Origin of the sequence: Shewanella sp. Sh95 (assembly GCF_001308045.1) — a bacterium.
GTDB classification, from domain to species: Bacteria; Pseudomonadota; Gammaproteobacteria; order Enterobacterales; family Shewanellaceae; genus Shewanella; species Shewanella xiamenensis.
In genome coordinates this window covers 48,489-54,685 of the sequence record NZ_LGYY01000029.1, presented here as the reverse complement: position 1 = coordinate 54,685, position 6,197 = coordinate 48,489, and the positions used below count along the sequence as shown (strand labels likewise).

Genomic DNA, 6,197 nt, shown 5'->3' with positions numbered 1-6,197 from the left:
GGTCGAGGTTACGGATAGAGATAGCGGGAGCGGCCATGATGAATTACCTGCAAAAGAGAGTAATAGATCAGAATGACCGATCGCCGTCAAGTTTTTTAAATCGAAAATTAGGTGCGGAATGACGGATTATTTATCATGTTCTTAATCGAACATCGTCTTTAACTGTTTAGCCTGAATGTGTGGTGTTGCTGAATTTGATTATGGTCAAGGTCTTACAACAAAAGCCCGTTTAAGCTGACATTTGATGAATAATAGCTATTAGATTCTCAGATTGTGCCACCCCACATTTTGGTCTAGATTGGGGGCTCTTTTAGCCCCAAACGTGTCCCGGTTGGGCGTGGTATTCTCTTTCAATGGAGCCTTGTCATGGCAAATATTTTGCTGGTGGCCAACCTTAACTGTGACCGCGTGTTAATCCTTGATAAACCTTTAAAAACCGGTGGTCGCTTTCATTATCAAGATGGCGGTCAACGGCTAGGCGGCGGTGGGGCGAATACGGGGCTTGGACTTGTTTGGGCTGGTCATCGAGTTGCATTAGTCAGCCAAGTGGGTCGGGATGAAATGGGGGATTGGGCTATCGCCGAGGCTAGTACCCAAGGGCTTGATTGTCGTTTAGTGCAGCGCCGCGCAGGGAATACCTGTGAGATGCTGCTGGTGATGACTCCTGACGGTGAGCGCACCATTATCCGCCCGCAGCGGCCAGTTTTTGAGTTATCGGTTCCACCAAAATGGCAGCATTGGGATGCGTTGTATTTTAATACATCAGCGGAAGGGACTGTAAGTTGGGCTAAAACGGCACTCGATCATTGCCTTGTGATCGCGCAACTTGCCAAGGATGATAGACCACGCCCTTGCCATGTACTACTTGCTTCTATGAGTGATATGCATGGACGATGTGATGTCGCCTCTTGGGATTACGGTGTAAGCATTGGTGGGGAATCATTACGTTATTTTGTGGTGACTGATGGTGTCCGTGGCGCGAAGGTTTATACCCAAGATGATGTGCAGCATGTGCCTGCGGTGCCTGCTGAGGTTGTCGACACCACGGGTGCAGGGGATGCCTATGCTGCTGGGCTTATTCATGGACTCTGTGCTGGCAAATCTATCACTCAAGCAATGGCTGAAGGTGCTGTTTGGGCGGCTTTTGCAGTCGCAACAGACAGTTCTATTCCTGGTGAAGCTTTAAAACAGTATTTAGAAGCATAATGCTGGAAATGGGCTGCAAGTGTTAAACAATTTGGAGGTCATTTTTCTGTCATCTTGGATTGATAAAGTGTGCACAGTGACGGAGAGCTCTTGTCCTTTAACGTTTGCTTGCGCTTTTCTCCCATTTTGTTGGTTCGCTTGTTTGCCTCGTTTCCCCAACGGGGCATTTTTTTACCTCGAATAATGTTATTTCGTCGAAGAACATTCATATAGCGGAAATATTGTGCGGTCATTGAGGGATTGCGTTAACATTTAGGTAACTCACCACGCTACTACAAAATAATAAGCCTACTGCTGTTGGAGTTGGAAATGGGCAATCACGTTTGGAATGATAAAAAGAAGTTTATTTGGCTACTTTCTGTGTTGTTGCTAGTTGCCTTTTTAGTGACCAGTGGTATTAGCTATAAAGTGGCCCATGACTCTTTGAGTCAGCAAATTGAAAGTAATACTTTACCTTTAACAAGCGATAATATTTATTTAGAAATTCAACAAGATCTACTACGTCCGATCTTTATTTCCTCCCTAATGGCACAGGATACCTTTGTGCGTGATTGGACATTAAACCATGAGCAAGAGCCTGAAAAGCTGATCCGTTATCTGAAAGAAATCCAGGATAAGTACGATACTGTCACCAGCTTTTTTGTTTCAGAACAGAGTCGCAACTACTACCACTCATCGGGGGTATTAAAGAAAATCCAAGATATTGAGCCTAATGATGCTTGGTATTTTCGTGTCCGTTCGTTACCAGAATCAGAACATTATGAAATTAATATCGATGCTGATACCGCTGATCGCACTAAAACAACCGTATTTGTTAACTATAAAGTTTTTGATTTTGAAGGTAAGTTTATGGGGGTTACTGGCGTTGGCCTTGCAGTTGAAAAGGTCAAGGCGCTGATTGAACTCTATCAAAAGCGTTATAACCGCCGGGTTTTTTTCACCGATAGACAGGGAAATGTCACTCTCCATGGTGATGAATATGATGGAGCTAATTCACTGCAAGCCAGCACTGGCTTGGAGCAACTATCAACGCGCATTTTAACTAGCCCAAGCGCCGCATTTAGCTATCAGCGCAACGGTAAAACGGTCTACTTAAACAGTCGATTAGTGCCTGAGTTCAAGTGGTATTTAATTGTTGAGCAAGAAGATGCTCCGCAAGAACAAGAACTGCTTAATACCTTTTGGGGGAACTTAGCCCTAAGTTTGGTCGTGACCATAGGTATTTTGTTTATTTCAAACATGACCTTAGGGCGCTATCAGCGCAAACTTGAGGTTATGGCATCAACTGACAAACTCACTGGCGCAGCTAATCGACAAGTCTTTGAAGAGTATTTCCATCAGGCATTAGACAAAGCTAATTTGTCGCAAACTCCTATTTCAGTTCTCCTTGTCGATATCGACCACTTTAAAAAAGTGAATGATAGCTATGGTCATAGTATTGGTGATTTAGTGCTCAAAACGGTCACTAACTTGCTACGTAGCCAGCTAAAACAGCAAGATATACTTTGCCGTTGGGGTGGGGAAGAGTTTTTGGTGTTATTGCCAGAGATGGATTTAAGCCATGCGGCAGAGTTGGCGGAACGTTTCCGTGATTCGATTTCTCAGCGCGAGTTGAAGGTCAATGGAGTACATATTGCAATCACAGTCAGTATTGGTGTTGCAGAATATCAAAAGCTTGAACCGGCAGAGGATTTAATAAAACGAGCCGATTTAGCTTTATATCAAGCGAAAGAAGCTGGCCGTAATCAAGTAGTGTTAAATCAGTGATACCCAGATTTTAGAGCACGCTCGATTTGTTTCGAGTATGTAATACTTAGCGTTTTTATTTGGCCCCGTGTGGCGACAATGATGGGAGTAACCAATGTCGACCTTATTGGTAAACAGATTATCGGGTTTGTATTTAGGGGCGAGCCTGCAAGACATTCGCGGCATTTCAACTGGCATTGACGGTAAAAAATCGGCGCAGCAGTTAGTGGTGAATGTCGACCATGTGGAAGGCGATGCACAGGCTGATCCTAAACATCATGGCGGACTTGACCGAGTATTGCATCATTTTCCCCGTGAGCATTATGGTCAATACCGTCGTTGGGATTTAATCACCCAACTCGAAGATGCACCGAGCATGGGTGAAAATATCAGCACGGTTGGCTTAAATGAAACCGAGGTCAATATTGGGGATGTGCTGCAAATCGGTGCCGTCACAGTGCAAGTGACTCAGCCACGCTCACCTTGCTTTAAATTGAACCTGCAATTTGGCCATAGAGACTTTGCCCTTGCCATGCAGCAGAGTCAGTTATGCGGTTGGTTTTACAGAGTATTAATCCCAGGTGTGATTCAGTTAAGCGACAAGATAGAATTAGTCGAGCGTAAAACTGATATCAGCGTTGCCGAGGCGATGGCGCTGAATTTTTCTCCTCAATATAACGCTAAAGCCTATGATAGACTCGCCTCCTGTGAAGGGCTGGCACAAAGCTGGGTGAATAGCCTACAGCGCCGCTTAGCAACGCAGCAAGTCGAAGATTGGCAAATGCGTTTGTATGGCCCAAAGAGCTAATAACTTTTATATTTCAAACAATAATACAGGGAAAGTGTCATGATAGAGTCAGTGACGAAGAGCGAGAAAGATTTTGGTTTACTGGTGTATGCCTCTAGTTTAATCGGGTATTTAGTGCCATTAGGCTCCATCCTTGGTCCGCTCATTTTGTGGCTGATGAAGCGTGAAGAGTCGGCTTTTGTCGACCAATGTGGGCGCAGCTGTCTGAACTTTAAGCTAAGCCTACTAATCTACGTGATTATCAGTGGAGTATTAGCGTTTGTAGGCATTGGATTTATCTTGCTTATCATCCTAGGCATTTTGGACTTAGTCTGTACTATCCTAGGCATAGTTAAGGCCAGTGAAGGGCAGGTTTATCGCTATCCACTGACAATCAAGTTTCTCTCCGATAACTAATCGCCTTTTAAGTTGTGTAATAAAAACGCCTTAGGGAGATCCACTAAGGCATTTTTTTTCTATATCAATATCTTTGTGTTTGACAATTACACTTTAAACTTAGCTACCAAGGTATCCAAGCGGTGGGCGAGTTGATTTAACGCTAAACTGGCCTGCGCCGCAGCTTGAGCTGTGCTCGCGGTGCGTTGGGTAATGTCGTTAATTTCGGTCACGTTACGGTTAATATCTTCGACTACGGTCGATTGCTCTTCTGTTGCCGCCGCGACTTGAATGTTCATATCACTGATAAGACCAATACGATCGCTAATGCCAACCAAAGACTGGCTAGCCTCATCAACCGCTGTGACACCTTCGTGTGAGCGAGCGCGGCTCTGTGCCATGGCATTAACTGCGCGGCTTGCTTCAGATTGCAACTTGTCGATCATACCTTGGACTTCGTTAGTAGAGGCTGCGGTACGTGATGCCAGATTACGGACTTCATCTGCTACTACGGCAAAGCCACGTCCCGCTTCACCTGCGCGTGCAGCTTCAATCGCGGCGTTGAGGGCTAATAGATTGGTTTGCTCCGAAATAGCACGGATCACATCGAGGATGCCACCGATAGATTTGGTATGAGTCGCGAGGGATTCAATCACTTCACCTACTTGTTCCACATCATGGGAGAGCTGATTGATAGTGTCACGGGCACGCGTTACCACCACTTGGCCGCTATTGGATTCTGTATCGGCATCTTTCGCGGCGACAGCGGCTTGGGCTGCATTACTGGCGATTTCATTTACGGTTGCCCCCATCTCATTGATGGCCGTTACCACCATCATAGTGCGGTCTTTTTGTTCATGACTATCTTCAAGGGTTTGCTGCGCTTGATTAGATACATCTTTCGCCGAGAGACCGAGTTGTTCACTGGTCTGCGCGACTTCAATAACAGAATCTTGGATTTTGCTAATAAAGCTATTAAATCCTTGGGCAAGTTGCGCAATTTCGTCTTCACCATTTACAGGTAAGCGTTGGCGTAAATCACCCTCACCTTCACCGATATCATGGAACATTGCTGCGACTTGGGCGATAGGGCGACTCACGGAGCCTGCTACCACAATAGCGAGCATGATAAAGGCTGCGGCAATGATTACAGTCCAAATTAAGATTTGGTAGGCCGCATCTGTCAGCAGGGCAAAGACTTCGGCCTCAGGTACTTGAGCGACTAAATACCAATCCATCGACGGGATGTAACTGCTGGCAATGAAGGTGTTTTCACCTTGGACGTCGGTATTAATAAGATTGAAATCACTACGATTGAGTAATGAACTCATGTTGGCGCCCGAGTACAAACTCTTGAGGCTGCTCTTGCCAATTTGGCTGGCGTCTGGATGTAGTTTTACCTCGCCTTTGGCATCGACTAAGTAGACAAAACCGGTTTTTTCAATCTTAAAAGAGTCGAGGAGCCGCACCATATCATCGAGGGATTTGGCGAGACCAACAAGTCCGCGACCGTTAGGTTGTTGGTAGTTGATAAAGAGTTTTATCTCGCCATTGGCTTCGGTAAATACGTTTAGCATCCGCTCTTGGCCGCTATCACGATAACCAAAAAACCACCCATCTTGGGCGGGCGTGAGTACGCGTAAAAAACCATCCTGAGTGTAATAAGCGGCGGTTTGTCTATCGGCGTAGGAGGCTTGGGCCAAATGGTATTGGCGGGTGATGTCTTTTAATTGGGCAACGACTTGGGGCTCTTGCTCCGGTGGACGGCCATTTTCAAGCCATTGCAGTAACATACGGCTGCTGGCGAGTTGTTCGGCGGCATTCATTAAGCTCGAAATATCCAGCTCAATCTTGTTGCGGATCTGCATCATTAGGCTAGGCATTTCCGACCCGAGCATACGTTGCTGAACCACATTTTTAGCACTGCGTTGGCTGAGCACGCCCACGAGTATGGTCGACAGCAGCACAGCAAATGCCACTGTCAGCAGAATTTTCTGCTTAATAGTAAGGTTATTCAATATCATAAATATCAATATGCCTGTGTTATACGTTTAGAAATATC

5 protein-coding genes are annotated in these 6,197 nt (G+C 45.6%); 4 read left to right on the top strand and 1 reads right to left on the bottom strand.

The window, feature by feature from the left end:
- Positions 1–366: 366 nt before the first annotated feature.
- The 4 genes from AEA42_RS02695 (at position 367) to AEA42_RS02680 (ending at position 4,156) form a co-directional block, all read left to right on the top strand.
- Positions 367–1,206: a PfkB family carbohydrate kinase gene (locus AEA42_RS02695; RefSeq protein WP_037423122.1), complete on the top strand. Its 840-nt coding sequence runs from the start codon at positions 367–369 to the stop codon at positions 1,204–1,206.
- A 309-nt stretch (positions 1,207–1,515) separates the two neighbouring features.
- Complete coding sequence (locus AEA42_RS02690) at positions 1,516–2,973, top strand: sensor domain-containing diguanylate cyclase (protein ID WP_055646893.1); 1,458 nt, start codon at positions 1,516–1,518, stop codon at positions 2,971–2,973.
- A gap of 94 nt (positions 2,974–3,067) precedes the next feature.
- Positions 3,068–3,760, top strand: coding sequence for an MOSC domain-containing protein (locus tag AEA42_RS02685; RefSeq protein ID WP_055646892.1), 693 nt, complete (start codon positions 3,068–3,070; stop codon positions 3,758–3,760).
- Between the two features lie 39 nt (positions 3,761–3,799).
- Complete coding sequence (locus AEA42_RS02680; protein ID WP_055646891.1) at positions 3,800–4,156, top strand: DUF4870 domain-containing protein; 357 nt, start codon at positions 3,800–3,802, stop codon at positions 4,154–4,156.
- 86 nt (positions 4,157–4,242) lie between these two features.
- On the opposite strand, the gene AEA42_RS02675 is transcribed toward AEA42_RS02680, so the two are convergent.
- Positions 4,243–6,159, bottom strand: a complete 1,917-nt coding sequence (locus tag AEA42_RS02675) for a methyl-accepting chemotaxis protein (RefSeq protein ID WP_055646890.1) — start codon at positions 6,157–6,159, stop codon at positions 4,243–4,245.
- Between the last annotated feature and the right edge of the window lie 38 nt (positions 6,160–6,197).